General features: G+C 67.2%; 26 protein-coding genes and 2 pseudogenes. 11 read left to right on the plus strand and 17 right to left on the minus strand.

Going from position 1 to position 26,015, the window contains the following annotated elements:
* The 5 genes and pseudogenes from NA10_RS27280 to sigE form a co-directional block, all read right to left on the minus strand.
* A pseudogene (locus NA10_RS27280) lies at positions 1 to 514 on the minus strand (hypothetical protein); the annotation flags it as partial.
* Between the two features lie 58 nt (positions 515 to 572).
* Entirely contained in the window at positions 573 to 974 is a 402-nt protein-coding gene (gene tatB / locus NA10_RS27285) for a Sec-independent protein translocase protein TatB (RefSeq protein ID WP_067572968.1), read from the minus strand.
* Positions 975 to 1,108: 134 nt separating this feature from the next.
* On the minus strand, positions 1,109 to 2,686 hold the full coding sequence (locus NA10_RS27290) for a S1C family serine protease (protein WP_067572970.1): 1,578 nt from the start codon (positions 2,684 to 2,686) through the stop codon (positions 1,109 to 1,111).
* 10 nt (positions 2,687 to 2,696) lie between these two features.
* Positions 2,697 to 3,080 (minus strand): hypothetical protein, encoded by a 384-nt coding sequence (locus NA10_RS27295; RefSeq protein WP_067573052.1) that lies wholly within the window; start codon positions 3,078 to 3,080, stop codon positions 2,697 to 2,699.
* A 71-nt stretch (positions 3,081 to 3,151) separates the two neighbouring features.
* Positions 3,152 to 3,823, minus strand: coding sequence for an RNA polymerase sigma factor SigE (gene sigE / locus NA10_RS27300; protein WP_067572972.1), 672 nt, complete (start codon positions 3,821 to 3,823; stop codon positions 3,152 to 3,154).
* Between the two features lie 236 nt (positions 3,824 to 4,059).
* Between sigE and NA10_RS27305 the strand changes: the two genes are divergently transcribed.
* From NA10_RS27305 to NA10_RS27330, 6 genes are all read left to right on the plus strand, one after another.
* Positions 4,060 to 4,707, plus strand: a complete 648-nt coding sequence (locus NA10_RS27305; RefSeq protein ID WP_067572975.1) for an O-methyltransferase — start codon at positions 4,060 to 4,062, stop codon at positions 4,705 to 4,707.
* Positions 4,708 to 4,866: 159 nt separating this feature from the next.
* Positions 4,867 to 5,502, plus strand: coding sequence for a TetR/AcrR family transcriptional regulator (locus NA10_RS27310; protein ID WP_067572976.1), 636 nt, complete (start codon positions 4,867 to 4,869; stop codon positions 5,500 to 5,502).
* Positions 5,499 to 6,452 (plus strand): ABC transporter ATP-binding protein, encoded by a 954-nt coding sequence (locus NA10_RS27315; RefSeq protein WP_067572979.1) that lies wholly within the window; start codon positions 5,499 to 5,501, stop codon positions 6,450 to 6,452. The genes NA10_RS27310 and NA10_RS27315 overlap by 4 nt, the downstream gene beginning before the upstream one ends.
* Positions 6,449 to 8,095: an ABC transporter permease gene (locus tag NA10_RS27320; protein ID WP_067572981.1), complete on the plus strand. Its 1,647-nt coding sequence runs from the start codon at positions 6,449 to 6,451 to the stop codon at positions 8,093 to 8,095. Before NA10_RS27315 ends, NA10_RS27320 begins: the two co-directional genes overlap by 4 nt.
* Positions 8,096 to 8,245: 150 nt before the next feature.
* Positions 8,246 to 8,455 carry a hypothetical protein gene (locus NA10_RS27325; protein WP_067572982.1) on the plus strand — a complete coding sequence of 70 codons (210 nt, stop codon included), beginning with the start codon at positions 8,246 to 8,248 and terminating at the stop codon, positions 8,453 to 8,455.
* A gap of 162 nt (positions 8,456 to 8,617) precedes the next feature.
* A complete protein-coding gene (locus NA10_RS27330) occupies positions 8,618 to 8,986 on the plus strand; it encodes a hypothetical protein (RefSeq protein ID WP_157556768.1) in 369 nt (122 codons plus the stop codon).
* Between the two features lie 66 nt (positions 8,987 to 9,052).
* Here the strand turns inward: NA10_RS27330 and NA10_RS27335 are convergent, their stop codons facing one another.
* Positions 9,053 to 10,234: a DUF7373 family lipoprotein gene (locus NA10_RS27335; protein WP_067572986.1), complete on the minus strand. Its 1,182-nt coding sequence runs from the start codon at positions 10,232 to 10,234 to the stop codon at positions 9,053 to 9,055.
* Positions 10,235 to 10,335: 101 nt separating this feature from the next.
* On the minus strand, positions 10,336 to 11,550 hold the full coding sequence (gene glgC, locus NA10_RS27340; protein WP_067572988.1) for a glucose-1-phosphate adenylyltransferase: 1,215 nt from the start codon (positions 11,548 to 11,550) through the stop codon (positions 10,336 to 10,338).
* 324 nt (positions 11,551 to 11,874) lie between these two features.
* Between glgC and glgA the strand changes: the two genes are divergently transcribed.
* Entirely contained in the window at positions 11,875 to 13,032 is a 1,158-nt protein-coding gene (gene glgA, locus NA10_RS27345; protein ID WP_067573054.1) for a glycogen synthase, read from the plus strand.
* A gap of 37 nt (positions 13,033 to 13,069) precedes the next feature.
* On the opposite strand, the gene NA10_RS27350 is transcribed toward glgA, so the two are convergent.
* Positions 13,070 to 13,582: a GNAT family N-acetyltransferase gene (locus NA10_RS27350; RefSeq protein WP_218021597.1), complete on the minus strand. Its 513-nt coding sequence runs from the start codon at positions 13,580 to 13,582 to the stop codon at positions 13,070 to 13,072.
* A gap of 69 nt (positions 13,583 to 13,651) precedes the next feature.
* Between NA10_RS27350 and NA10_RS27355 the strand changes: the two genes are divergently transcribed.
* Entirely contained in the window at positions 13,652 to 14,551 is a 900-nt protein-coding gene (locus NA10_RS27355) for a LysR family transcriptional regulator (RefSeq protein WP_067572990.1), read from the plus strand.
* On the opposite strand, the gene NA10_RS38930 is transcribed toward NA10_RS27355, so the two are convergent.
* From NA10_RS38930 to NA10_RS27395, 9 genes and pseudogenes are all read right to left on the minus strand, one after another.
* Entirely contained in the window at positions 14,533 to 15,627 is a 1,095-nt protein-coding gene (locus NA10_RS38930; RefSeq protein ID WP_245677930.1) for a putative RNA methyltransferase, read from the minus strand. The two genes, NA10_RS27355 and NA10_RS38930, sit on opposite strands and share 19 nt — an antisense overlap.
* Positions 15,628 to 15,648: 21 nt before the next feature.
* Entirely contained in the window at positions 15,649 to 15,816 is a 168-nt protein-coding gene (locus NA10_RS36065) for a DUF3117 domain-containing protein (protein WP_006554284.1), read from the minus strand.
* Positions 15,817 to 15,981: 165 nt separating this feature from the next.
* Positions 15,982 to 16,548 carry a DNA-3-methyladenine glycosylase I gene (locus NA10_RS27365; protein ID WP_067572994.1) on the minus strand — a complete coding sequence of 189 codons (567 nt, stop codon included), beginning with the start codon at positions 16,546 to 16,548 and terminating at the stop codon, positions 15,982 to 15,984.
* 503 nt (positions 16,549 to 17,051) lie between these two features.
* Positions 17,052 to 17,336, minus strand: a pseudogene (locus NA10_RS27370) (DivIVA domain-containing protein); the annotation flags it as partial.
* A gap of 240 nt (positions 17,337 to 17,576) precedes the next feature.
* On the minus strand, positions 17,577 to 18,713 hold the full coding sequence (locus NA10_RS27375; protein WP_067572996.1) for an Mrp/NBP35 family ATP-binding protein: 1,137 nt from the start codon (positions 18,711 to 18,713) through the stop codon (positions 17,577 to 17,579).
* 648 nt (positions 18,714 to 19,361) lie between these two features.
* Positions 19,362 to 20,231, minus strand: coding sequence for a lytic transglycosylase domain-containing protein (locus tag NA10_RS27380; RefSeq protein WP_067573058.1), 870 nt, complete (start codon positions 20,229 to 20,231; stop codon positions 19,362 to 19,364).
* 224 nt (positions 20,232 to 20,455) lie between these two features.
* On the minus strand, positions 20,456 to 21,835 hold the full coding sequence (locus NA10_RS27385; protein WP_245677931.1) for a lytic transglycosylase domain-containing protein: 1,380 nt from the start codon (positions 21,833 to 21,835) through the stop codon (positions 20,456 to 20,458).
* Positions 21,836 to 21,991: 156 nt separating this feature from the next.
* Positions 21,992 to 22,579 carry a DUF1003 domain-containing protein gene (locus tag NA10_RS27390; RefSeq protein ID WP_067572998.1) on the minus strand — a complete coding sequence of 196 codons (588 nt, stop codon included), beginning with the start codon at positions 22,577 to 22,579 and terminating at the stop codon, positions 21,992 to 21,994.
* On the minus strand, positions 22,576 to 23,901 hold the full coding sequence (locus NA10_RS27395; RefSeq protein WP_067573000.1) for a magnesium transporter MgtE N-terminal domain-containing protein: 1,326 nt from the start codon (positions 23,899 to 23,901) through the stop codon (positions 22,576 to 22,578). The genes NA10_RS27390 and NA10_RS27395 overlap by 4 nt, the downstream gene beginning before the upstream one ends.
* A gap of 71 nt (positions 23,902 to 23,972) precedes the next feature.
* Between NA10_RS27395 and NA10_RS27400 the strand changes: the two genes are divergently transcribed.
* The 3 genes from NA10_RS27400 to NA10_RS27410 are packed head-to-tail and all read left to right on the plus strand — an operon-like array spanning position 23,973 to position 26,003.
* A complete protein-coding gene (locus tag NA10_RS27400) occupies positions 23,973 to 24,929 on the plus strand; it encodes an HpcH/HpaI aldolase/citrate lyase family protein (protein ID WP_067573002.1) in 957 nt (318 codons plus the stop codon).
* A gap of 12 nt (positions 24,930 to 24,941) precedes the next feature.
* Positions 24,942 to 25,424, plus strand: coding sequence for a YflT domain-containing protein (locus tag NA10_RS27405; protein WP_067573004.1), 483 nt, complete (start codon positions 24,942 to 24,944; stop codon positions 25,422 to 25,424).
* Positions 25,425 to 25,427: 3 nt separating this feature from the next.
* Complete coding sequence (locus tag NA10_RS27410) at positions 25,428 to 26,003, plus strand: suppressor of fused domain protein (protein WP_067573005.1); 576 nt, start codon at positions 25,428 to 25,430, stop codon at positions 26,001 to 26,003.
* Positions 26,004 to 26,015: the final 12 nt, after the last annotated feature.

Below are 26,015 nucleotides of genomic sequence, written 5' to 3' on the forward strand. Positions count from 1 at the left end.
CCACCGTGCGGCGCAGCCGCGGGTCGGCGGCGACGAGATAGCGCAGACTGGGCGACAATTCGGGCCCGCCGAGCACGATGAGGCCGTCCCGGTCCAGATCCAGCGGACGCCCGGGCAGGAATCGCTGGACGGTCGCGGTGAAGCCGAGTTCGCGCAACAGCTCCACCAGCCGATGCGGCGCCGCGGCGTCCGGCGCACCCACCAGGGCGATGGCCCGGGTTGTGCTGCGCACGTCCGGGGTGAGAATTGTGAGCGGCCCGTGCCCGAAGAAGAGTCCCTCCGGCACCGGTCCCTGCGTGCTCACCTGATGGATGCGGGCCCGGGAAAGTCCGGCGGCCGCACCGATTCTGGCGAACGTCCAGCCCTCGGCGTGAAGTTCGCGAATTACGGCGCGGCGGATTCGCGTCAGCTCATTGATCTGCTGCTGCGCCGCCGCCACGCCGTCGGTGGCGGCTTTGAGGCGCTCGACCTTGTCTTCGATCGCGAACACCCGTGCCACCTCGTCGGCCGACATGAGCGCAGTCTAGATACCTGAACAGCCACGGGTGTCTAGACCGCTTGACGAAGCTGCTCTAGGTCGCGTCCGGATCGACCGGCGGACGTTCGTTGCGCTCCAGCGGTTTCTGCGGTTTCGGCATGGATAGATCCTCGAAACCGCTGCTCGCGGAGGTGATCGGCTTGTCGAAGCTACCGGTCAGAAATGAATCGTCGCCATTGAGAAGATGTTTGGTAACCAAAGATTTGGGATTCATACCGCGCAGTTCGTTCAACTGCTCCAGCGGCTTACGGATCTCGTCGAACTCCGGACCCAGCTCATCCTTCAACTGCTGGGTCGCCCCACTGGCGTAATCGCGCACCTGGCGCAGACTCTGCGTAGTCCAGCGCACGGCCCCGGGCAAACGCTCGGGACCGAGAATCACAAGGGCGGCGACGAGCAGAATAAGCAACTCGCCCCAGCTGATATTGCTGAACACGCTGTTTATTCTGCCCTACGCTTCGCTCCGGGCGGGTTTGCGGCCCCGAAGTCCCGCTTCTTCCGTCCCTCTGCTGCGCTCCTGGGCTCCACTCAGTCCAGAAGCGGGACGGCCGCAAACCATTGAGGTCATGTCTAATCCGATTCCAGAGTGACTGGGACATCGACTTCGCGGCCATCGCGGATAAGTCGCACATTCACGGTTCGGCCGATCTCGTTGGACTGCACCGCGACCGTCAATTCCTCCGGGCCCGATACATCGCGATCGCCGACCTTCACGATCACGTCGCCTTCCACGATGCCCGCCTTGGCGGCCGGGCTACCGGCCTGCACATCGGCTACCGCGGCACCGCTCATCACGTCATTGGCGACGATCTTGGTTTTGGCGCTCACGCCCAATCGGGGATGGTGCACCTGGCCGTCGTGGATCAGCGCCTGGGAAATCCGCTTCACCTGATCCACCGGAATCGCGAAGCCCAGACCCACCGAACCGCCGCTCTCGGACTTGATAGCGGAGTTGATGCCGATCAACCGGCCCTGCATATCCACGAGCGCGCCACCGGAGTTGCCGTGATTGATCGCGGCATCTGTCTGCACCGCGTCCAGGGTGGCATTGGTATCGGTGCCCTCACCGCCCACCTTCACCGGGCGATGCAGCGCCGAGACGATACCCGAGGTGACGGTCTTCTCCAGGCCCAGCGGCGAACCGATGGCCAGCACATCGTCGCCGACCTTCACCTCGTCGGAATTACCGAGCTGAATCACCGACAGGTTCTTCACATCGACCTTCAGCACCGCCAGATCGGATTTGATATCGCGACCGACAATGCTGGTCGGCACCCGGGTGCCGTCCGAGAAGACCACCTGCAGTTGGGCTTTGCCGCTCTTGTCATTCGCGGCCAGTGAGATCACGTGATTATTGGTGACGATGTACCCCGCGCCGTCGATCACCACACCCGAACCGGTGGAACCCGAATCGCCGACCCAGGCGCGCACGGTCACCATCGCGGGCATGACCGCGTCCACGACCTTGGAGATCTGGCCGTGCGCCACATTGGTGGAATCGGTCGACTGCAACGCCACCTTGCGCGAGGTCAGCGCGGAGGTGGATTCGGCGGTGAGCCGCCCCACCAAACCACCGGCCAGGCCGATCACCAGCGCCACACCGGCCAGGACCGCCAGCGCCTTGGGCGCGACCCGGCTGCCGAAGAGCACCTCGCGCGCGGAGAGCTGACGCCCCGGTGCGAGCGGCTGCGGCTGCGGGGTCTGCACGGCCGGGGTGCCAAGGCGGGCAGCGGAATTCGGATCCCGCCAGGGATCGGCAGGCGCGGCGCTCGCGGTGGCCTCGGCCTTGGCCTCGGGATCGCGCTGCAGAATCTCGTTCGAACCCGCCGGGCGACCGAACGCCTCGGCCAGCACCGCGTCGGGCGGGCGGTTCCGCACCAGCGGACCATCCTGCGCGGCGGCGGCAGCGGCGGCGGCCGTGCGCGGGGAGAATGAACCACTCTGCCCACCCGGGCGGCGGAAGGCGCGCGCGGTATGGGTGTCCACATGCGGCCGATAAACCGGTCGCGGCCCCAGGACCGGTGCGTCCGACGGCCTCAGGTTCCCCCGATCGGCCGCCGAATCCGAAGCCTGCGCAGAATTCGGCAGGTTGTTCGCCGCGGGCCCCTCACCCGGAACCGGGCCCGTGTTCTTCGATTCGGTGGTCACGCGATGAACTCTACTTGCGCCACCAGGATGTCCACCGTCTGCTGTCGAACGAATCTTGGCGCAGCCCGACGAAACTCGCGCCACGAGCGAGCGTGCCGCGCTCGGAATTCAGCGTTTCCGCTCCGGGGAGTTCCGAGAGCGGGATACGGCTGAGTGAATCGTGCAGGCGCAGGGGCGCGGAAATCTGATCGGAGGACTGCCGCAGCGCAATACGAGCCTGCTGCTGGGCGTCCACCTCCGCCGCGCATTCCGCGCAGACGGAGAGATGATGCGCGGCACGCAGATACGCGTTCATCCGCAATTCGCCGTCCACATAGGCGGCAATGGCCTCACTGGCCAGATGCTCGGTGGGGGCGAAACGAGGCGGACGCGGCGTTCTGTCCTCGCCACTCATAAGCTGCACACCCTTCCGGACCACCTCGGCTGCATCGGGATTGCCGGTGTACGGGCCCATTGCCCGCCCGCTCACCTGGCGTTCTCGGCGGCGGCGAAACGCCGCTCCACTCCATTATGCGCAAGGTGTTCTTTGAGTGCCTGACGTCCACGGTGGATCCGGCTGCGCACGGTGCCCAGTTTGACCCCGAGCGTCGCGCCGATCTCCTCGTAGGACAGACCCTCGATATCGCAGAGCACCACCGCGGCGCGGAACTCCGGGGCCAGCGAATCCAGTGCGGCCTGCAGCTCAGGGTCCAGATTGGCGTCGTGGTAGACCTGCTCGGGACCGGGACCCTCGGACGGCACCCGGTCGTAGTCCTCGGGCAGCGCCTCCATACGAATCCGATTGCGGCGCCGCACCATGTCCAGGAACAGATTCGTGGTGATGCGGTGCAGCCAGCCCTCGAAGGTGCCGGGCTGGTAGTTCTGCAGGGAGCGGAAGACCCGGATGAAGGTTTCCTGGGTCAGATCCTCGGCGTCCTGCTGATCGCCGGTGAGACGGTAGGCCAGGCGGTACACGCGGTCGGCGTGTTCCCGGACCAGTTCGTCCCAGCTGGGCATCATGGTGCGGTCACCGGTGGCATCGAAGGCAGCGGTGCCGCGCAGGGCATCCGCGTCGAGATCTTCGTCCGACACGGTGGTGCCGTCCAAAGAGATGTCCTGCACGGGCAGGATGGCGGGTTCACGCGCCTCGTCGACCATGTGGATGGGATTACCTCCTACTCGGGACCTCGATCCCGGTTTTCGTGTACAACCGACCTGGTGGGTCATGTTGTTCCCGATCGCCGCGGCCGAAGGTCGCTGGCCTGACTTGGCAATACTCTTGCCGGTCCCGATGTGGTGGTCATATGCACCGGCTGAGGGACACCTGAGAAAAATCGCCACACCGGCCGGTCACCGCCGGGCTTTCGGCGTCCCGCGCCATTAGCCTCATAGCCGTGAGCCAGACTCCCGCGGCATCGAACCTGCAGCGCAACCTCGCCTACGTGGAGGAATCCGTCGCCGAGGACGAGATTCTCCTCGGCGCGCGCGAACGCGCCCTCGAACTCGGCGCTGCCCCCGTACCCCCTTCGGTGGGGGCGCTGCTGAGCATGTACGCCCAATTGCTGGGCGCGCGGGCGGTGGTGGAGGTCGGCACCGGGGCCGGGGTGAGCGGACTGTGGCTGCTGGACGGTATGCGCGAAGACGGCACGCTCACCACCATCGACTCCGAACCCGAACATCAACGCGCCGCGCGCGAGGCGTTCCGCTCGGCCGAGATCGCGCCCGCGCGCACCCGGCTGATCAACGGCCGGGCGCTGGATGTGTTGCCGCGCTTGGCCGATGGGGCTTACGACCTGGTCTTCATCGATGCCGCGCCGCTCGAGCATCCGCAGTACGTGGCGCAGGCGGTGCGATTACTCCGCGAGGGCGGGGCAATCCTGCTGTACAACGCGCTGCTCGGCGGGCGGGTGCCCGATCCCGCGCAGCGCGATCCCCAGACCCAGGCCGTGCGTGCGGCAACCCGTGCCATCGCCGAGGATCCGGCGCTGACGAGTGTGCTGATTCCGGTCGGTGACGGGCTGCTCTGCGCCTCCAGGGGGTAGTTGATTCGCGGAATGTCCGCAGCGCGAATGCATTGCGGAATCAGCTTTCCGTGAGCGGAAAATCCGCGTAGGCGGCCGCGCGGAATTCGGCTATTTCTTTCTGCTTCTTTCGATGCGGGGTCTTGTCATTCGATTGAACGAGTGTTTAATCTGTTGAACATGCGTTCAACCTCGGAGGATCTGACCACCCGGGCCCGGATTCGCGATGCCGCGATAGCGACCTTCGGGGAGCAGGGTTTCGGGGTGGGGGTGCGGGCCATCGCCGCCGCAGCGGGAGTGTCGCCCGGTCTGGTCAACCACCACTTCGGTTCCAAGGAGGGGCTGCGCGCGGCCTGCGATGAGCATGTCCGGGAGGTGGTGCGGGCCGCGAAAGTCGAGTTCGCACAGCGCCCTTCGCCGAACAGCCTGCTGGAGCAGCTGGCCGAGATCGAGGACTTCGCACCGCATATGGCCTATCTGCTGCGCAGCTTCCAGGCCGGCGGCGCGCTGCTGACGAGCTTCTTCGAGCATATGGTCGAGGATGTCGAGCAGTACCTGCTGGCGGGGATCGCCTCCGGAACCTACCGCCCGCCAAGGGATTTGAAGGCCACCGCCAGATACATCGCCACCACCAACGGCGGCGGCATGGTGATGTTCCTGCAGCTGTACGCGGCCCAGCACGAGGGCCGGATCGACTATCGAAAAGCCTTGCGCGAGTACGCCGATCAAATGATGCTGCCCGCCCTGGAGATCTACACCAATGGGTTGCTCACCGACTCCATGATGTTGGACACCCTCACACAGGAGACTCCATGAACGCTCCGGCCAACCCGGCCATCTCGGTCCGGGATCTGCACAAGAACTTCGGCCAGGTGCACGCGCTCGACGGCCTCGACCTGGAGGTCGCGCAGGGGGAGGTGCACGGCTTCCTGGGTCCGAACGGCGCGGGGAAGTCGACCACCATTCGGATACTGCTCGGCATCCTGTCCCGCACCTCGGGCACGGCCCGGGTGCTCGGGCGCGATCCGTGGACCGATGCGGTCGCCCTGCATCGCGATATCGCCTATGTCCCAGGCGATGTCACTCTGTGGCCGTCACTGAGCGGCGGTGAGACCATCGATCTGCTGGCGCGGATGCGCGGCGGGCTGGACCAGCGGCGCCGCGCCGATCTGATCGAGCGGTTCGAGCTCGATCCGAAGAAGAAGGCGCGCACCTACTCCAAGGGCAATCGGCAGAAGGTCGCGCTGGTCTCGGCCTTCTCCTCCAATGCCTCGTTGTACCTGCTGGACGAACCCACCTCGGGCCTGGATCCGTTGATGGAGCAGACATTTCGCGAATGCGTGCACGAGGCGTCGCAGCGCGGCTGCACGATGCTGCTCTCCAGCCACATCCTCTCGGAGGTGGAGGCGCTGTGCCAGCGGGTCACCATCATCCGCGCGGGTCGCACGGTGGAGTCCGGCACGCTGGCCTCGATGCGGCATCTGAGCCGCACCTCCATCACCGCCGAAATGATCGGCGACCCGGGCGATCTCGGCCGGATTCCGGGTGTGGCCGATATCGGCTTCGAAGATCACACGCTGCACTGCCAGGTCGACAGCGAACATCTCGGCGAGCTCATCAAGGTGCTCGGTGATGCCGGGGTGCGCAGTCTGGTCAGTGCGCCGCCGACGTTGGAAGAGCTTTTCCTGCGCCACTATTCGATCAATGGCGAGGACGCCGCCGAGTCCGGCCGGGACGCCGCCGCGTTGCAGAAGGCCGCGAAATGACCGCCATCACCGCACCACGCGTGGTTGAAAAGCCGCTGCGCTCAACAGAATTCACCGGAACCCGGCAGATGCTCCGGCTGTATCTGCGGCGCGATCGCCTGGTGCTGCCGCTGTGGATACTGCTGCTGTCGCTGCCGCTGGGCAGCGTCTACGTCAACGGCATCGCCAGCGTGTACCCGAGCGAAGCCGACCGGGCGAGCTTCGCCGAATCCATCCTGGCCAGTCCGGCCCAACTGGCCATGTACGGGCCGGTGTACAACACCAGCGTCGGTGCGGTCGGGATCTGGAAGGCGGGGATGTTCTACACCCTCATCGCCATCGCCACGATCCTCACCCTGCTTCGGCACACCCGCGCCGAAGAGGAGACGGGCCGTGGGGAATTGGTGGCCGCCACCCGAGTCGGGCGGTACGCGGGGCTCATCGTCGGCTACGGCGGTGCGCTGGCCACCGGATTGATCGGCTTCCTGAGCCTGTCCGGGAGCAAACTCGGCGGTGACGACGCGCGCGCCGGATCGCTGGCCTTCGGCCTGGCGCTGGCCGGAGCGGGCGCGGTCTTCGCCGCCGTGGCCGCGGTCTGCGCGCAATTGACGACCGGTGCGCGGCTGGCCCGCGGTATCGCCTTCGCGGTGCTCGGCGTGACGTACACGCTGCGCGCCATCGGTGACGCCCGCGCGGGCGACGGGCCCATCAGCCCGCTGGTATGGCTCTCGCCGCAGGGCTGGTCGCTGCAGGTGCGGCCGTTCGCGGGAAATCATTTCGGAGTCCTGGGGCTTCATCTGGCCGCGGTCGTACTGCTCACCGTGCTCGCGTATTCGCTACTGCGACAACGGGATCTGGGTGCGGGCCAGATCGCCGAGCGGCCGGGTGCTGCCGTCGCCGGACCCGCACTGAGCGGTCCGTTCGGGCTCGCCTGGCGTTTGCAGCGCGGCACCCTGGTCGCCTGGACGGTGGGTCTGGGACTGTACGGGTTGATCCTGGGCAGCGTGGTGCACGGGATCGGCGATGAACTGGGCAGCAGTCGCTCCGTCAAGGATCTCATCACCCGGATGGGCGGTTCGGCCTCGCTGGAGAATTCGGTGATCACCTACGCCTTCACCATGATCGGCGTGGCCGCCGCCGCGTACTCGGTCTCGGCGGCGCTGGCGCTGCACTCGGAGGAGAGCACAGAGCACGCCGAGACGCTGCTCACCGGTGCGGTATCGCGAATCCGCTGGGCCGCTTCGCATTTGTTCTTTGCGCTCGCGGGACCGTCGCTGGCACTTCTGGTTTCGGGTCTGCTCGGCGGAATCGTGTACGGGCGGGCTGCAGGTGACGTCGGTGGCAAACTCCCCGATGTGCTCGGGGCCGCGCTCATCCAGCTGCCCGCGGTGTGGATCTTCACCGGAGTGACGGTGGCGCTCTTCGGTCTCGTCCCGCGCTGGACCCCGGTGGCGTGGGGTGTGCTGACCGCCGCCATCGCGGTCTTCCTGCTCGGTGCGATCTCCGGCGCCCCGCAATGGCTTCGCGACCTCCAACCGTTCGAACATCCGCCCAAGGTTCCCGGCCACGCGTTCGAGCTCGCACCCGTGCTGATTCTGCTGGTCATAGCCGCCGTGCTGATCGTGGTGGGGCTCATCGGATTCCGTCGGCGCGACCTGCGCTGAGCCATCCCCGCGGGGCCGCGAACCGTTGCGAACGGTTTGCGGCCCTTTTGTTTTCCGGCAAGGGGCAGTGCTGAGGCAGTCGCAGAGGTGGATTCGAGTCCCGGGCAGGTGGTAGACGAGAAGGGGGAACCGAAACAAAGGAGGCGGAGCATGGAAGGTTTGATGCTCGGCATACATCTGCCGGCAGGCTGGTTGTGGCCCGCGCTGATCATCTTCGGACTGGTCGTGTTCGGGGCGCTGCTGGTGCTGCTGCTCGTGAGCGGTGCCAGATTCGATGAATCGCATGTGGTGCCGTCCACCCCGGGGCCGTGCGAGCCATTCTGCATCGCGCGCACCGTGGCCCCGGCCTCTTCGAACTGAGCCCCGGCCTCTTCGAACTGAGCCCCGGCCTCTTCGAACTGAGCCCCGGCCTCTTCGAACTGAGCCCCGGCCTACTCGAACTGAACGGCACTGCGACACGGGAGGATTACAACGGGGCGACCGCGGATACTCCAGGGAAAAGTGCTATGAGCGAGGTTTTCCATGAGTCAGCGGACTCCGGCGGTGGTCGGTCTGTACCTGCGTGAGTCCGGACGATGGCGGCGCATTGCCGAATTCCGGCTGACCGCCGACGGGCACGCCGGTTTCCGCGTGGTCGATCCGGTCGAGGGGCTGGTGGCGCGGGTCTGGTACCACCGGGGCATCGACATCATCGGCCAGGAACGCACCGTGCTGCCCGAGGACGGTGCGGCGTATATGCGAGCGCTGTTGCAGCCCTTCGGATTCCGGGACTACCGGTTCCGGGACGACACGCATTCGCATCGGCATGCGGCAACGATGCTCCCGCACGGCGGGCACGGTGCCCGCCGCCCCTGCCGGCCCGCCTTGGACGCCAAGATCATTCGCTTCTGAGGGTTCTCCGCCATCGGGTGCTCCGTCGTCCCGGCGCGCTTGTGGCCGGGATCCATACCCGCATCGCTACAAACTATTGGCAAGCAGCATGTACTGTGCCGTCGCCTTTTTGCGCACCTCGCCCTGACTGTCGGCCGTCACCACGCCCACATAGCGCTTGTAGCCCACATAGCACCGGTACGACCCGCTGTGCTGGACGCATTTGGTGTCCGGCACCTTGTCCGGCGCACCGACCGCGGTCTCGCCCAGACTGCTGATCAGCCCGGCGGTGAGATCGATACTCGCGCGGGCATCGCGCGTGCGGAACAGATAGCCATCCTCGGTGAGCGCCATGGCGTCCATACCGGTGTCGTTCACCAACCGCTGGCGCAGCCCCTCGTCACCCGCCGGGTGGATGAACATATACGCGCCGTACACCGCGAATTTGTCCGGATCGGGTGTGTGTTTGTTCCTGTCGGACACCAGGATTCGTGCCAGCAGCCGATCCGGGTCCACGGGCAGCGAATCGATCTTGTCGGCGGGTGTGGGGGAGAACGCGTCCACCGCGGGCACCTCGGCGTCGAGGGATTTCTTCGCCCAGGCCAGCAGATCCGCCTGATCGGCCTTGGGTCGCGAGGCGAAGACCGAGATCACGAACTCCTTGCGCGCCATGACCACACCGATACTGCCCACGCCGGGACGCCAGTGCGAGAAGGCATCCGGATAGTCCGCCAGCGTCAGCTTCTTGTTCTGATCCAGCGCCACATTGAAATCGGCGTCCTCCAACTCCTTGGCCGCCAGCTTGGCATTGTCGGCGGAGGGGAAGCGCAGCAGTCGGATGGTGACCGTGGTACCGGCCGGATCCGGCGCGTTCGAACCCGCGGGATCGGGCAGATCCGAACCGCTCATGGCGAATCCGGCGATGAAGCCGCGATTCTGCAGCACCGGTTTGGCCGAGGAGGACAGGCGGCTGACGCTCACCACATCATTGAGCTCGGTCAGCACGATGCCGCCGCGGCCGATCTTCAGACTCGGATCCACATTCACCGTAGGCGTCACCGCCGAGGCCATCCGCATGGCCTCGAGCATCGGGCCCTTGCCATTGGAATTGGTGTCGTAGGTGAACCGATTCACCGGATAGGTCCCCGCGTCCAGGGTGCGCACATCCATCTCCCCGGCGACGGCCGTACCCTTCTGCGCGCACCCCGCCAGGGTGGCCGTCAGGGCCAGGCAGGTGACGGCGGTGACGACCCGCGTTGCGCGGTTCATGGTGTTCCCTCCCGCGCGGCCCGGTGGGGCAGCGCTGCACCCACCGATTTTCGGACCCGGAGAGTGCGCTGTCCACCGTTATCCGCGCGCCGCGGACCGGCTCACACCCAGATGCCCTTGCCGACGGTGACCACACCGCCATTGCTGAGCGCGAACCTGTCCCGGTCACGATCCAGATCCACGCCGATGATCTCGCCCTCGGAGACCACCACGTTCTTGTCCAGAATCGCGTGCCGCACCACCGCGCCGCGACCGATCCGCACGCCCGGCATGAGCACACTGCCCTCCACCGTCGCGCCGTCCTCCACCATCACATTGGAGAACAGCACCGAATTGCGGACCGTGGCCGCGGACAGGATGCTGCCCGCGCCGACGATCGACTCCTGTGCCAGCCCGCCGCGCCCGAATTTGGCGGGCGGCAGATTCTCGGCGGCACCGCGAATCGGCCAGTGCCGGTTGTAGAGATCGAAGACCGGATCCACCGACACCAGATCCATATGCGCCTCGTAGAAGGCGTCGATGGTGCCCACATCGCGCCAGTAGCCGCGACTGCGGTCGGTCGCGCCGGGCACGTCATTGCTGCCGAAGTCGTAGACCGAGGCCGCGCCCGCGCGCACCAGAGCGGGAATGATGTCGCCGCCCATATCGTGGTCCGAGTCGTTGTCGTCGGCGTCCGCGCGAATCGCGTCCACCAGCACCTTGGTGGTGAAGACGTAATTGCCCATCGAGGCGAAGGTGACATTCGGATCGTCGGGCGTGCCGGGCGGATGCGCGGGCTTCTCCAGAAAGCCGGTGATCCGGCCGGATTCATCGGTGTCGATACAGCCGAAGGCGCTGGCGGTACTGCGCGGCACCCGGATTCCGGCCACCGTGACCCCCGCACCGGATTCGATATGCGCCTGCACCATCTGCTCGGGATCCATCCGGTACACGTGGTCCGCGCCGAAGACCACGATGTACTCCGGGTCCTCGTCGTAGATGAGATTGAGCGACTGCATGATCGCGTCCGCGCTCCCGGTGTACCAGCGCGGACCGAGCCGCTGCTGCGCCGGAACCGGGGTGATGTACTCGCCGCCGAAACCCGAGAGCCGCCAGGTCTGTGAGATATGCCGGTCCAGCGAGTGCGATTTGTACTGGGTGAGGACACAGATCCGCAGATATCCCGCGTTCACCAGATTCGACAGCACGAAATCGATGAGCCGGTACGCTCCCCCGAACGGCACGGCGGGTTTGGCGCGGTCCTTGGTGAGCGGAAAGAGTCGCTTGCCCTCGCCACCGGCGAGCACGATCCCGAGTACGTGCGGCTGGCTCCTCACAACCGCCAAACTACAGTGTTTGTCCGCGCCGCCTGCGGCGTCGCGGTTCGCGGCCCTGCGAGCTCGGTTCTTCACTCCTCCGGTCGGTCGCTCCAGAACCGAGCCGGGCCGCGAACACCGGGGTGCTGTCCGACGGGGATTCGCGCGAGGCAGCGAGTGCGTCTCGCGGCGTATCGCATGTGGGTGTGGGCGTGTCCTGGTGAGTGTGCGGGGCTCGTGCCGCGGGCCGGCTGATTCGGCGTCAGGACTGAAGTGGGGGAGCGCAGGCTGTACTTTGGATCGGTGAGTTATGGCGTGGACGGCGGGCGCGAACTTCGAGTCGCGATGATGACCCGTGAGTACCCGCCGGAGGTGTATGGCGGGGCGGGAGTCCATGTCACCGAACTGGTTCCGCGATTGCGGCAGCTCTGCGATGTGACCGTGCACTGTATGGGGGTGCCGCGCGCGGACGCGGTGGTGCACCAGGCGGATCCGATGCTGTACGCCGCCAATTCCGCATTGCAGATGATGTCGGCGCAGCTGCGCATGGCCGATGCCGCGGGCGGGTCGGATGTGGTGCACTCGCATACCTGGTACGCCGGGCTCGCCGGACATCTCGCGGCCGAGCTGTACGGGATTCCGCATGTGCTGACCGCGCATTCGCTGGAACCGCGCCGGCCCTGGAAGGCCGAGCAGCTCGGCGGGGGCTATCGGCTCTCCTCGTGGTCCGAGCACAATGCCGTGACCTACGCCGATGCGGTGATCGCGGTGAGCGCGGGCATGCGCGCCGATGTGCTGGCCGCGTACCCGGATATCGATCCCGCGAAAGTTCATGTGGTGCACAACGGAATCGACGCGCAGGTGTGGCATCCCGGCGGCCCCGCGCCCGATACCCGCGACATTCTCGAGGAGCTCGGCGTCCAGCGGGACCGCCCGGTCGCCGCGTTCGTCGGGCGCATCACCCGGCAGAAGGGCGTCTCGCACCTGCTCGCCGCGGCCCGTCACCTGGATCCGGATATCCAATTGGTGCTGCTCGCGGGGGCCGCCGACACACCCGCCATGGAGGCCGAAGTGGCGGGTGCCGTACGGGAACTCGGCACCATCCGGGACGGTGTGCACTGGGTGCGCGAAATGCTACCCACCGAATTGGTGCGGCAGGTTCTCGCCGCCGCAACGGTTTTCGTCTGCCCCTCGGTGTACGAACCCCTCGGCATAGTCAATCTCGAGGCCATGGCCTGCGGCACCGCCGTGGTGGCCTCCGATGTCGGCGGCATTCCCGAGGTGATCGCCGAGGGCGAGACCGGACGCCTGGTGCACTACGACGAGCACGCCCCCGACGCTTTCGAGCGCGGCCTGGCCCGCGCGATCAACCGGGTCGCCGCCGATCCCGAGACCGCGGCGGCCATGGGTGCGGCGGGGCGGGCGCGCGCCATCGCCGAATTCGACTGGAATCAGATCGCCGCGCACACCGCCCGGATCTACGACGAGGTCCGCAAGACCTAGCGCTCGAGTCTCCGACGAGGTCCGCGAGACCCAGCGCTCACGCGATCGGGAAGTCGTAGCGCATGAAGACATCGGCGCGCGAGTACGGGGTCGGGCGCAATTCGGCGGGCGGGACGTGCACGAAGCCGAGGGCCTCGTACAGGTGCACGGCCGGGACGAGGGTGGCATTGCTCTCCAGGAAAACCGAGGTCGCGCCGAGTTCGCGGGCGTGGTCCAGGGCGGCCCGCACCAGCGCCCGGCCGATGCCGCGACCCTGAAAACGCGGTGACACAGCCATTTTCGAGAGTTCGAAGAGTCCGTGTCCCTCGGCGACCACCGCGACGCAGCCGACCGCCGCATCGCCCGCGCGGGCGATGAGCACCTGCCCGCCCCGCTCCACGATCCGCCGCGGATGGTCCAGGAGGGCCAGATCCGCCGGTTCGACGGTGAAGAGTGCGGAGATCCACTCCAGATTGAGGTCCTTGAAGGCGCGCGCGTCGGCATCGGAGCCCATGGGCGCGATCGTGATCGAGTGCTGTTCGGGGGCGAGGGAATTCGTCGGCTGAGTCACCCGATCAGCATCTCCCGCCCGGACCCATAGCGTCCAATACTTGATAGCTCGCATTGATACGCTGAACTTATGGTTGATGGGGTGGAGCTGCGGCATCTGCGGTACTTTCGCGCCGTGGCGCAGGAGTTGCATTTCGGCCGCGCCGCCGCCCGGCTGCATATCGCGCAGCCCGCGCTCACCCAGCAGATCCAGCGGCTCGAGACCCTGCTGGGCACCAGGCTTTTCGACCGCACCTCCCGCACCGTCGCGCTCACCCCCGCCGGAACGGTGCTGCTGGAACGCGCGACCGCGCTACTCGGACATGCCGAACGCGATCTCGCGGAGGTCATCCGGATCGGCGAGGGCAGTCAGGGCACGCTGTATCTGGGTTTCGTGCCCTCGGTGCTGCCGCTGGAACCGCTGCGCGGGGTGCGCACCTTCCGAGATCGATTCCCGCTGGTCGAGGTGGATCTGGTGGAGGGGTTCACCAGCCATCTCATGGAACGGCTCGCCAACGGCGGACTGGATCTGGCGATTGTCCGCGATCCCGACGATCTGCCCGGCATCGTCACCACACCGCTGATCACCGAACCATTCGTGGCGATTCTGCCCGCCGATCACCCGGACGCGGACCGCGCGAGCATTACCGGCGCCCGGCTCGTCACCAATCCGATGGTGTTCTTTCCGCGGGTGGCGGGCAATCGGGCCTACGACAAGAACCTCTCACCGCTGCTGGAATCCGGCCATCGGCCGCGCATCGTGCAGGAGGCCACCAATTGGACGATCCTGCTCTATCTGGTCGCGGCCGGGCTCGGGGTCACCATCGCACCGCGCAGCGCCACCTTCACCGCGCCGGAGTCGGTGCGCATCATTCCGCTCGCCGGAACCGCCGCGGTCACCACGATCTACACCGCGCACCGCGAGGGCGACGATCGGCCGCTGGTGCGCAATCTGCTGGATCTGCTACCGAATCAGCCGCGCGGGCGGTAGACCGACACGATTACCGAGGCGGTCACCCCGAAGGGTTCCGGCAGGGCCGCGATGCGCGCGGCGCGTTGCTCGGCGGCGTGGAAAGCCGAGGGGCCCATGGCGGCGACATTCGCGATATCGGTGTGCGTCAATGACATTCGATACTCGATGGTGGATCGATCCACCAGTTCGAAGCGATCTCCCAGCGAATCGGCGAGTCGATCGGTTTTGCTCGCATCCACGCTCACCATGTCGAGCGGTTCGATCAGCTCGCCCAAATGGCGGGTGGTGGGTGTGACAACAAGAAACCGCCCAGCCGGATTCAGTACCCGCGCGACCTCTCGCGCATTGCGCGGCGCGAAAACCGACAGCACCGCGGTCACCGATTCATCCCGCACGGGCAGTCCGCGCCAGGCGTCCGCGAGCACCGCGCCCGCCCGGGGATGGGCGCGGGCGCTCCGGCGCGCAGCGGGTTTGGAGACGTCCAGGGCCAGTCCGCGGGCGCTCGGCACGGCGTCCAGCGCGGCTGCCAGGTAGTAGCCGGTGCCCGCGCCGATTTCCAGCAGTGCGGGTCCCGCGAACTCCGGAACGGCCCTTCGCTCCGGCAGGAAGGCGGCCGCGAGGCGGGCCGCCGAGACCCCGGCCATGGTGCTGCCAGGGCGTGTCAGGCCACCGCGCTCCGGCGTCGACGCGCGCGGGGCCGGGTTTCGCACGGGCCGGGTGGTTTCGGCCGCGGGGGCGGTGGGGTGCGCCGCGGTGTCGGCGAGGCCGGTGCCGATCGCCCCCGAGAGCGCCTCGGCGATGGGTTGGAAATGTCCTGCCAGCTGGAAGGACGCTCGGGCGTCGAGCATGGCCGGGGTGTCGCCGGTCATCTTGGTGGCGGCGCCTGTCAGCAGACTGACATAGCCCTGTTTGGCGATGTCGAAGCTGTGACCGCGGGGGCAGCACAGGCTGCGGTCGCGGGCGGCGAGGTCTCGGCCGCACTCCGGACAGGACAGTAGGTCGGCGCAGCCGATCAGAGGATCGACCGGGCCGAGAGGGTGTCCGGTAGGGACCGATGTGCCGGTGAGGCGTTCCCCGGGAACGGGGTTGCTCACCGGCACTGGCAAGTCTGGCAACTAGCTGGTGACACTCTTGAGTTCGTCACCCAGTGCCGCAGCTTCCTCCGGTGTGAGCTCGACGACCAAACGCCCGCCACCCTCGAGTGGAACCCGCATGACGATTCCACGCCCTTCCTTGGTTGCCTCGAGGGGACCGTCCCCGGTGCGGGGCTTCATGGCCGCCATCCTCTGCTCCCTCCAGATCTGCGCGGATTTCTGCGCACTTTCATGGAACTCCAGTTGTCACCAACCAGGCAGCCCGCCGACATGTGGCGGGCTACACCATGACCATTCTTCCCTATCGCGGATCGGGGCGGGTACCTGAGTTCCAAAAACCGACCGTTGTGGCGTTCAGGGAGTCCTGACATTCACCCAGCAATCGGCGATGTGATCGTCTACCATCCCGGTCGCCTGCATGAGTGCGTACGCAGTCGTGGGTCCCACGAACTTGAATCCGCGCCGCTTCAGTTCTTTTGCGAGAGCGGTGGATTCGACCGTGACGGCGGGCACATCCGCCAGGGTGCGCGGCCGCTTTCCGGTGGTCGGGGCGAAGGACCAGAGCAGCTGGTCCAGGGATTCGGGCAGGTCCAGGGCGACCCGCGCGTTATGGATGCTGGCGTGGATTTTGGCGCTATTGCGAACTATGCCCGGATCGGCCATGAGGCGCCGCACATCCTTTTCGCCGAAGCGCGCCACCCGCTCGATCACGAAGCCGTCGAAGGCCGCGCGGAAGGCCGGGCGTTTCCGCAGGATCGTGATCCACGACAGACCCGACTGGAACGCCTCCAGACACACCCGCTCGAACAGCGCGTCGTCCCCGTGCAGCGGGCGGCCCCACTCCTGATCGTGATAGTCCCGGTACAGCTGTGAGCCCTCGGCCCAGCCGCAGCGGTTACGACCGTCCCCGGATTCGGTCACAGCGCACCCGGCTCGGTGCCCGGCCGGCCCGGCGTCCCGGGGTGGATCGGCATGCCCGACACACCCGGGGGACCCGGCTGGCTCGGTATGCCCGAGCGATCAGGGGTACCCGGCTGGCTCGGTATGCCCGAGTGATCAGGGGCGCTCGGCTGGCTAGGTGTGCCCGAGTGATTAGGGGTGCTCGGCTGGCTAGGTGTGCCCGAGTGATCAGGGGCACTCGGCTGGCTCGGTATGCCCGAGTGATCGCGGGTGCCCGGCTGGCTAGGTGTGCCCGAGTGATCAGGGGCACCCGGCTGGCTCGGTATGCCCGAATGGTCGAGGGTGCCCGGCTGGCTCGTCGCGCCCGGGAGCGGTTGATCCGGGGGGCTCGGGAGTACCTCGGGTAGCGGGGCCGCGCCGTCGGCGTCGGGGTCGGCGGTGACGCGGCGCGGTGCGGGCGGCTCGGCCGGGACGGCCATACCGTTCGTGGCCGAGTACGCGAGCGGGGTCGCCGCCACCTCATCACCGGAGCGCGCGTGCGCCAGCTGTGTCTCGAGTTCGTCGATGCGCGCGGCGAGACGCGTCAGCGCCCAATCCACCTCACCGGCCTTGTAGCCGCGCACCACCTGCTGGAAGCGCAGCGCCCGCACATCCGCGCCGCTGATGCCTTCGGCGGGCAGCACGGTGGCCGTGGTCCCCTCCGGTAGCGGACCCAGCTCCTCCGACCGTCCGAACAGCGCGCTGACGACCAGGAACAGCAGCGCGGCCACCAGACCGACGATCAGCACGTAGAGAAGCAGCGTGAGCATGGCTCCGAGCTTAGGGGGAGCGCCGGGCTCGGACACAGCTCGGCCCGGCGGAATTCAGCCGTCGAATTCGCCCGCCGCCGAGCATCTCTCGCGGAGCGCCCTGTCATCCCGGCGCGGAAAACCCGCTATTCCGGCGCGGAAACCTGCCGTCCCACTGCGGAGTTCCTTCGTCATGCCGCTACGGAAGTCCTTGGCCGTGCCGCTACGGAAGTCCGGGGCGGGTTTCCCGCGTCTGCCTCGCTACAGGTGGCGGGTGGTGTCGATGTTCAGGGACATGCCCGCCAGGCCGCGGCGGCGGACGGCGAGCTTGTCGGCGATCTCCAGCAGGACCTTGCCGGAGGCGCTCTCCGGGGCGCTGAGCACGATGGGGGTGCCCTCGTCGCCGGCTTCGCGGAGTTCCTGCTCGATCGGGATCTGGCCCAGCAGCGGCACATTGGCGCCGACCGCGCGAGTCAGGTTGTCGGCCACGGTCTGTCCGCCACCGGAGCCGTAGAGCTCCATGCGTGAACCGTCGGGCAGATCCAGCCAGGACATGTTCTCCACCACGCCCGCGATGCGCTGACGGGTCTGCAGCGCAATGGAACCCGCGCGCTCGGCCACCTCGGCGGCGGCCAGCTGCGGGGTGGTGACGACCAGGATCTCGGCGTTCGGGATCAACTGGGCCAGCGAGATGGCGACGTCACCGGTGCCCGGCGGCAGATCCAGCAGCAGGATGTCCAGATCGCCCCAGAACACGTCCGCCAGGAACTGCTGCAGCGCGCGGTGCAGCATCGGTCCGCGCCACACCACGGGCGTATTGCCCTGGGTGAACATGGAGATCGAGATGACCTTCACATCGTGCGCGATGGGCGGCATGATCATTCGCTCCACCTGGGTGGGGCGCTGCTCGGTGCCCAGCATGCGCGGTACCGAATGACCGTAGATATCGGCGTCCAGCACGCCCACCGAAAGCCCCTTGGCGGCCATGGCGGCCGCGAGATTCACGGTGACACTGGACTTTCCGACGCCACCCTTACCGGAGGCGACCGCGTACACGCGGGTCAGCGAACCGGGCTGGGCGAACGGGATGACCGGTTCGGCATTGTCACCGCGCAACTTCTTGCGCAGTTCGGTGCGCTGCTCGTCGTTCATCACATCGAGGGTCACGGTGATCGCGCCCACCCCGGGCACGTCATTGACGGCCTTGGTGACGCGCTCGGTGATCGCGCCCTTCATCGGGCATGCGGAGGTGGTCAGGTAGACCACCACGTCGACCTTGCCGTCCGGCCCGATCTCGACACTTTTCACCATGCCCAATTCGGTGATCGGTTTCCGGATCTCCGGGTCGTTCACCTTCGCGAGCGCGCCCCGCACATCCGATTCCGTTACCACTGGCATACGGAAAGGATAGGAGTCACGGCATACCGGGCCGTCACGGGGACCGGCTCGGGCGGCGCGGCGGGGATCCGCTCGGCGATTACGCCACCCGCCGACCGCGTTGCGGACTCGATACGCACGAGATCAAGGGGCGGGAGCCCGCATTGCGCCGCGCGGAAACGTATCGGTCGGAATGGTGAGCGGAATGGCGGTGACGGGCTGAGCGCGAGTCGTCGGCCCTCCCGGCGCGTTTTGGCCGGGATCCGCCGCCGCAGCAGTTCTTCGCCGGTGTGGATCCCGGCCAAAAGCATGCCGGGATGACGGGGTATGTCATGCCGATGATGGGTGAGGCACGCCGTGGGATGACACGGGTGTGCCTTGCCGATGATGGTGTGGCATGCCGGGATGACGGCGGGGACACGGCATGCCGATGACAGGCTGGCCGGTGCGACGGTGCGACGGTGCGACGGTGCGACGGTGCGACGGTGCGACGGTGCGACGGTGCGACGGTTGGCACGCTGGTGACGGTGCGACGGTTGGCACGCTGGTGACGGTGCGGCGGTTGGCACGCTGGTGACGGTGCGACGGTGGGACGCTGGTGACGGGGTGGCCGGTGCGACGGTGGGACGCTGGTGACAGGCTGGCCGGTGCGACGGGTGGGCTGTCAGCTCAGATACGGGGCAGGGCCGAGGCGCCGGGGGCGATGCCGCTGGAGTAGGCGGTTTCCCATGCCATCACGTTCGCCACATAGGCCATGGAGTTGTTGTAGCGCAGGATGGCGCGGGTCTGCTGGGCCGGATCGCGCATATCGAGATTGCCGGAGCAGAGGTATTTGCCCGCGGTGAGGGCGGCGTCGAAGAGGTTCTGCGGATCCGCGATACCGTCGCCATTGCCGTCGGCGGCGTACTTGCGCCAGGTCTGCGGGAGGAACTGCATGGGGCCGATGGCGCGATCGTAGGAGGCCAGGCCGTCGAGTTCACCGCCGTCGGTGTCGTGCACGACATTGTTGCCCCACAGGCTGCCGTCCAGGACGGGTCCGTAGACCGGATCGATGGGGTTGCCGTCGGCATCGGCTTTACCGCCGAAGGCGTGGGTGGATTCGACGCGGCCGATACCGGCGAGCAGTGACCACGGCATGGCGCAGGCCGGATTCTCCACGGCCAGAATACGTTCGGCGTTCTGATAGGCGTGCTCGGCGATGCCCGGCATGCCGATCGGGCCGGCGGGCAGGGCCGCGGGCACGCGCCCGTCGGGGAGCGCGACCGTCTTCACGACCGGGGGACCAACGGGGACAACCTGTTTGGCCTCGCGAAGCATGGGTTCCGGGGCGGCGACCGGCGCGGCGGCCGCCTCGGGTCTGGGTAGGGCGGCGTCGGCTTCCGGCGAAAACTCGTGCTGGAGTGCGGAAGTGAGGCTGCCGACGAGATTGCCGTCGGAGGCGCCGGTGACGGTGGCCAGGCCCGCGGGCACGAGACCGGTGAGGGCTATCACCGATCCGCGGCGAATCGTCGGAACCGGGGGCTTGCGGTGACGTCCCACTTGGTGCTGACCCTTCATTGCCGGCGGTTCTTGCGAAACCGATTGACGCAGTGCGGGCCACGCTACCTTATTCGAGACCGTTCCGTTACTGCTTCGTAATCAATCTTGATGATTCGACCACGCGGAGATGGTTATAGCGAACCCGGCAAAAGCGGATCAAAGGCGCATCTGAAACAACTGTAACCCCTTAAGTCATGGACTCAAGGGGCAACGGCGGCAATGGATTACGGGACGGCGGGGGCCACCGGGGCGGGCAGCGGGATGGTGATGCCGAACGGCAGGGTGATACCGGGGGCCGGGGTGGTCGGATCGATCGATTCCGGCGCCGGTTCGACCGGCGCGGCGGGCACCGGCTCATCGGTCTTGGCGGGCTGTGCCGGTTCGTTGTTCGGCTGCTGCCCCTGCGGCTGCACCGCCGGATCCTGCTGCTGCGGCTGGGTGCAGGTGGTGGTCTTCTCGATCGGCTTGCCGTCGGGGCCGAACTGCTGGATCTGATCCTGATTCGCCCGGTCCTGCTCGCCCGTCCGCAACCCGTCCTCGGGTTTGGCCTCCGGCTTCACCTCGGTGGCCGGAAGCTGCACGGACTCACAGGGATTCGCGGGTACGGCGGGCGCGGGGCAGAAGATGCCGCAGGGGATGGGCGGCAGGCCGGGGATGGTGATCATCACCTGCGTCTGCGTCGCCTGGGTGCTGCTCGGCGGTGCGGTGGTGGTGGTGGTGGTCGTGGTGGCCGGGATATTGACCGAGGCGGCCGTCATATCCGGTCCGGCGGTGAGCGCCCCCGGCGGAATCATCTCCGCGGAGATGTTGACCGGCGCGGGCGTGCCGCCGCTCTTGTACGCGTTCGACCAGCTGAGCACATTTGCCGCGTACGACATGGAGTTGTTGTAGCGCAGCACCGCGCGCAGCTGCTGGGCCGGATCGCGCAGATCCAGACCACCCGAGCAGAGGTACTTGCCCGCGGCGAGCGCGGCGTCGAAGACGTTGTTCGGATCGGCGACACCGTCACCATTGCCGTCCGAGGCGTAGTTCGCCCAGGTGCTGGGCAGGAACTGCATGGGTCCCACGGCGCGCACATAGCTGCCGTTGGTGGCCTTGATGACCTCGTTGCCCGGGAGCGTCCCGTCCAGCGCCGGACCGTAGATCGGCGAGATGGTGGTGCCCGCGGCGTCGGTGTGACCGCCGTTGGCGTGCAGCGATTCGATGCGCCCGATCCCGGCGAGCAGATTCCACGGCAGCCCGCATCCGGGCATCGAGGACTCCAGCGCCAGTTCGGCATTGCGGTAGGCGGCCAGTACCAGTTCCGGAATGCCGAGCGCACCGGTGCCGCCCGGTAGCGCGATGTTCTGCAGCTGCACGGTGCCGCCGAGCGCGCCGTCGGCGGGCGGGGTCATGGCGCTGAGTTTGCGGGGGGCCTCGGGTGCGGCGGGCACCAGGCCAACGGTCTGATCCGAGGCGGTTTCCACCGATTTGCCACCGGAGGTATCGGAGGCCGCGGCGGCCAGCAGCGCCTCGGGCGCGGCCTGCGGGGCCTCGGTATGCACCGGGGTGGTGGCCGAACCGGCGGTGACCAGGCCCGCTATCAGCAGCGCCGACGCTGTCACCGGTGCAGATATTCTCTTCGCCACCACACAATCCCCTCGGTCGTGCGGCCGGTTCCCGGTGACGACGGCCGCTTCTCGCGGGTGTCTGGGTCGGTCGCTCGGAACAACGTGATCCAGGTTACCCATCCGTAAGCTTGTTGGGTACAGCTTGCGCGGTCAGTCGCCATCTTTCTGTGGTGAAATTGCGACCTCCGCCCTCTTTCGATCACTGGTCTTCTTGGTTTTCCGCTCCTTGGCGACCTCCCCGTCGGTCAGGAGTTTCTCCAACCTGACCAGGGCATCCTTGACATCATCCAACTCGCGGCGCAGATAGTCACGAGTTGCCACCTCGCCGACGGCGAGTCGCAGCGAAGCCAGCTCGCGCGCCAGGAATTCGGTGTCGGCTTTTGTCTGAGCAGCTCGGGTCCGATCCTCCTCGAGTGCTACGCGGTCGCGGTTGTCCTGCCGGTTCTGTGCCAGCAGGATGAGCGGCGCGGCGTAGGCGGCCTGGGTGGAGAAGGCGAGGTTCAACAGGATGAACGGATACGGATCCCACTGCAGCCGAATCGCGAAGACATTGAGCGCGATCCAGACGATCACGATCGCCGTCTGGATCACCAGATAGCGGCCGGTGCCGAGGAAGCGCGCGACCCTCTCGCTGCTGCGCGCGAGTGCTTCGGCGTCCCAATCGAACCCGCGGAAACGAGTCTCCATGGGCGATTCCAGGCGCTGGCGTGCGTTGGACTTGTCCATCCGTTCGGTCATGCGCGGCCTCCGGTGCCGTCGATCAGCGGAATGCCGTGCACGTCGTGGTTGTCCTCATCCTGTTCGCGCCAATCCTCGGGCAGCAGATGGTCGAGGACGTCGTCGACGGTCACGGCTCCGAGAAGATGATTCTCCGCGTCCACCACCGGCCCGCACACCAGGTTGTAGGTGGCGAAATAGCGGGTCACGGCGGTGAGCGGGGCGTCGGGCCGCAGCTGCACCAGATCGTCGTCGACAATGCCGCCGACCAGGTTCGCCGGAGGTTCGCGCAGCAATTGCTGGAAATGCACACAGCCGAGATAGCGACCGGTCGGTGTGGCGGTCGGCGGGCGCACCACGAAGGCCATGGTGGCCAGTGCGGGCGTCAATTCCGGATCCCGGATGCGCGCGAGCGCCTCGGCCACCGTGGTGGCCGGGGTGAGCGCCACCGGCTTGGAGGTCATCAGACCACCGGCGGTGTACGGGGCGTGTTCGAGCAGTCGCCGGACCGGTTCGGAATCCTCCGGATCCATCAGCGCCAGAAGCGATTCCGCCTCACCCTCGGGCAGTTCGCCCAGCAGGTCGGCGGCATCGTCGGGGTCCATCGCCTCGAGCAGATCCGCGGCGCGCTCCACGCCGAGCTGCTCCAGCAGTTCGAGCTGATCGTTCTCCGGCAACTCCTGCACCACATCGGCGAGTCGCTCGTCGTCGAAGGCGGCGGCCACCTCGATACGGCGCTTGCGCGGTAATTCGCGCAGCATATGCGCGACATCGGCGGGTCGCATGCCCTCGAATTGGGTGAGCAGCTGGGTCACATCCTGACCGGGCAGATTCAATTCGGTCTGGGTGAGCCCGCGCACCTGCGCCCAATCCACCACGTGCACCGCGCCGCGCCGCCCGAATCCGACCCCGAGCCTTCGGCGTTCGCGCACCGCGACCCGGGAGACCAGATAGTCGCGGGTGCGGGACTGTTCGATGCCGATATCGACCACCACCACATCGGTATCGGCCAGCTGCGGCAGCTCCGGATCGTCGACCCGCACCGTGGAGTCGAGAATCTGTGCGATGGCGAGCATCTCGCCGGCCCGTCGCTCGAAACGCCGCACGCTGATGGTGCCGGTGGTCAGGGTCACCGCGCCCGGATCGATGGCCTGCACGCGCAGCATCGGCACGAAAATCCGTTTGCGCGTGGGCAGTTCGACGAGGATGCCGAGTACGCGCGGTTGCTGCCGGTCATAGCGGATGGAAATCACCAGGTCGCGGACGCGGCCGATAGACTCCCCGTCCGGTCCCAATACCACCAAGCCCGCGAGCCGGGCGGCGAAAACTCTCGTCGCTGCCATGAGTGTCAGGTTAGTGGGTCCGGGCTGCCCGAAATGTCGCGCCACGAGCGCGGACGTAGAAGGAGTGATTCATGACATCGCGCCGTACGGTGCTCGCCGTCCCCGGCAGCAACCCCCGCATGATCGAGAAGGCCAAGGGGTTGGCCGCCGACGAGGTGTTCCTCGACCTCGAGGACGCGGTCGCGCCCGCCGCCAAGGCGCAGGCGCGCGCCACTATCGTGGCCGCGCTGAACTCGGACGGCTGGGGTGAGCAGATTCGCGTTGTGCGCGTCAATGATTGGACCACCGAACACACCTACGCCGATGTCATCGCCGTGGTGGACGGCGCGGGCGACCGCATCGACGCGCTGCTGCTGCCCAAGGTCACCGATGCCGGGCAGGTGCGGGCTCTGGACCTGCTGCTGACCCAGTTGGAGAAGGCCAACGGCCTGCCGGTCGGGCGGATCGGAATCGAACCGCAGATCGAGAACGCGCTGGGGCTGCGCAATATCGACGCCATCGCCACCGCGAGCCCGCGGGTGCAGACCCTGGTCTTCGGTCCGGCCGATTTCATGGCCTCGATCAATATGCGCACCCTGGTCGTCGGCGAACAGCCCGAGGGCTATGAACCCGGTGACGCGTATCACCACATCTATATGACGATCCTGCTCGCGGCGCGGGCGCATGGCTTGCAGGCCATCGATGGGCCGTACCTCGCGGTGCGCGATATCGACGGCTTCCGGCGCAACGCATCACGCACCGCCGCACTGGGTTTCGACGGCAAGTGGGTATTGCATCCGGATCAGATCGCGGCGGGCAATGAGATCTTCAGTCCGCGTCAGGCCGACTACGACCGCGCCGAGGAAATTCTGGACGCGTACGCTTTTCACACGTCGGCCGCGGGCGGTGCGCGCGGCGCGGTCATGCTCGGCGACGAGATGATCGACGAGGCCAGTGCCAAGATGGCGCAGGTGATCGCTGATAAAGGACGAGCGGCGAAAATGACGCGTACCACGCGATTCGAACCCCCGTCCGCAGACGAGAAATAGCATGATGGAGCTATGACGAATCCCCTGGGGAACTCGAGCCGGAACCGTCCGGGCCTGCCGACGCCACCGTCGGGGTGGCCGGTCGGGTCCTACCCGACCTACGCCGAGGCGCAGCGCGCGGTCGACTATCTGGCCGACAATTCCTTCCCGGTGGAGAACGTGACCATCGTCGGCGTCGACCTCATGCAGGTCGAGCGGGTGCTCTACCGCTTGACCTGGGGCAAGGTCATCGGCGGCGGCGTGGTGTCGGGTGCGTGGCTGGGCCTGTTCATCGGCCTGCTGCTGAGCCTGTTCTCCTCCAGCGGCGCGATTCTGGTCGGCCTGATCGGCGGCATCGTCTTCGGCGTCATCTCCACCTCCATCCCGTACGCCGCCACGCGTGGGCAGCGGGATTTCGCCTCCACCATGCAGTTGGTGGCCGGGCGCTATGACGTGCTGTGCGATCCCAAGGCCGCCGAACAGGCGCGTGACATGCTGGCGCGGTTGGCCATCTAGCGCATGGACGTGATCGACAGGGTCCGGGCCGGGGTGCTCGGACATTTCGGAGTGGAGTCCGCGGACGCGGCCTCGGTGACCTTTCTCGGGCTCGAGCCCATCGAGATCCTGCGGATTCCCGATGGCGATCTGGTGCACTATGTGACGCTCGGCGGTTCGCGGCACCCCATGACGGATCCGACTGCGGCGCTGGCGGATCCGGTGCGCGGACCGCGCGCGGAACTGGTGCTGACACTGCGCGGCGGGGTCGGCGCGGGCGCCGGGCTGACGCGTGCGCTGGCGGTATTGGTGGCCTCGCCCTCGGTGGAAGGCATTGTGCTGCAAGCCGATGCGCTGCTGGATCTGGGAGAACCGCTGTGGCTCAACGCGCCTTTCACGGCGGTACTGCTCGACGACGGTGCCATCGCCGCGGTGGAATTGCCCGAACCCGCTGAGCCCGTGCGCTTTCTGACCGCCACGCCGATCACCGCGACCGAGGCGGCCTGGGTGCGGATTCGCGGCGCGGCGGCGCTGCGCGATGCCTGGACCGAGGCGAAAATCGATGTGCGCGACGCGGATCGCGGTGCGGCCTCGCTCTGAACCGCTCGCAGG

Source organism: Nocardia acidivorans NBRC 108247, assembly GCF_001625085.1.
GTDB lineage: Bacteria > Actinomycetota > Actinomycetes > Mycobacteriales > Mycobacteriaceae > Nocardia > Nocardia acidivorans.

What these genes read in the sequence shown, in the direction of transcription:
- NA10_RS27295 (WP_067573052.1), bottom strand. Translation starts at nt 3,080, where the DNA reads ATGAGTGGCGAGGACAGAACGCCGCGTCCGCCTCGTTTCGCCCCCACC.
- sigE (WP_067572972.1), bottom strand. Translation starts at nt 3,823, where the DNA reads ATGGTCGACGAGGCGCGTGAACCCGCCATCCTGCCCGTGCAGGACATC.
- NA10_RS27310 (WP_067572976.1), top strand. Translation starts at nt 4,867, where the DNA reads ATGCGTTCAACCTCGGAGGATCTGACCACCCGGGCCCGGATTCGCGAT.
- NA10_RS27315 (WP_067572979.1), top strand. Translation starts at nt 5,499, where the DNA reads ATGAACGCTCCGGCCAACCCGGCCATCTCGGTCCGGGATCTGCACAAG.
- NA10_RS27320 (WP_067572981.1), top strand. Translation starts at nt 6,449, where the DNA reads ATGACCGCCATCACCGCACCACGCGTGGTTGAAAAGCCGCTGCGCTCA.
- NA10_RS27325 (WP_067572982.1), top strand. Translation starts at nt 8,246, where the DNA reads ATGGAAGGTTTGATGCTCGGCATACATCTGCCGGCAGGCTGGTTGTGG.
- NA10_RS27330 (WP_157556768.1), top strand. Translation starts at nt 8,618, where the DNA reads ATGAGTCAGCGGACTCCGGCGGTGGTCGGTCTGTACCTGCGTGAGTCC.
- NA10_RS27335 (WP_067572986.1), bottom strand. Translation starts at nt 10,234, where the DNA reads ATGAACCGCGCAACGCGGGTCGTCACCGCCGTCACCTGCCTGGCCCTG.
- glgA (WP_067573054.1), top strand. Translation starts at nt 11,875, where the DNA reads ATGATGACCCGTGAGTACCCGCCGGAGGTGTATGGCGGGGCGGGAGTC.
- NA10_RS27355 (WP_067572990.1), top strand. Translation starts at nt 13,652, where the DNA reads ATGGTTGATGGGGTGGAGCTGCGGCATCTGCGGTACTTTCGCGCCGTG.
- NA10_RS36065 (WP_006554284.1), bottom strand. Translation starts at nt 15,816, where the DNA reads ATGGCGGCCATGAAGCCCCGCACCGGGGACGGTCCCCTCGAGGCAACC.
- NA10_RS27375 (WP_067572996.1), bottom strand. Translation starts at nt 18,713, where the DNA reads ATGCCAGTGGTAACGGAATCGGATGTGCGGGGCGCGCTCGCGAAGGTG.
- NA10_RS27390 (WP_067572998.1), bottom strand. Translation starts at nt 22,579, where the DNA reads ATGACCGAACGGATGGACAAGTCCAACGCACGCCAGCGCCTGGAATCG.
- NA10_RS27395 (WP_067573000.1), bottom strand. Translation starts at nt 23,901, where the DNA reads ATGGCAGCGACGAGAGTTTTCGCCGCCCGGCTCGCGGGCTTGGTGGTA.
- NA10_RS27400 (WP_067573002.1), top strand. Translation starts at nt 23,973, where the DNA reads ATGACATCGCGCCGTACGGTGCTCGCCGTCCCCGGCAGCAACCCCCGC.
- NA10_RS27405 (WP_067573004.1), top strand. Translation starts at nt 24,942, where the DNA reads ATGACGAATCCCCTGGGGAACTCGAGCCGGAACCGTCCGGGCCTGCCG.
- NA10_RS27410 (WP_067573005.1), top strand. Translation starts at nt 25,428, where the DNA reads ATGGACGTGATCGACAGGGTCCGGGCCGGGGTGCTCGGACATTTCGGA.